Below are 259 nucleotides of genomic sequence, written 5' to 3'. Positions count from 1 at the left end.
CGTGACTGTCCCCGACGCCAACGGCGCAGACGCTGGCAACATCAGCATCGCCGAGAACGCCACCAAGCCGGTCACCGGCGAACTGACCGTCACCGCGCCGGAAGGCCTGGCCACCGTCAAGATCGGCGACACCACCCTCACCGTGGCCGAACTGCAGGCGCTGGGTACCACCCCGCGTGTCATCGACGGCACCGAAGGCAAGCTCACGCTGACCGGCTACGACGCCGCCACCGGCAAGATCACCTACACCTACCAGCAG

General features: G+C 67.6%; 1 protein-coding gene. It reads left to right on the top strand.

Going from position 1 to position 259, the window contains the following annotated elements; all coding sequences use genetic code 11:
* On the top strand, positions 1 to 259 hold a 259-nt coding region (locus AC6LKD_RS32690; RefSeq protein ID WP_498118550.1), incomplete at both ends, for a hypothetical protein.

The sequence above is a fragment of the Achromobacter sp. D7-1 genome, assembly GCF_059760445.1.
The sequence above is the reverse complement of the archived record's forward strand: the minus strand, read 5'-3'. Positions and strand labels throughout refer to the sequence as shown.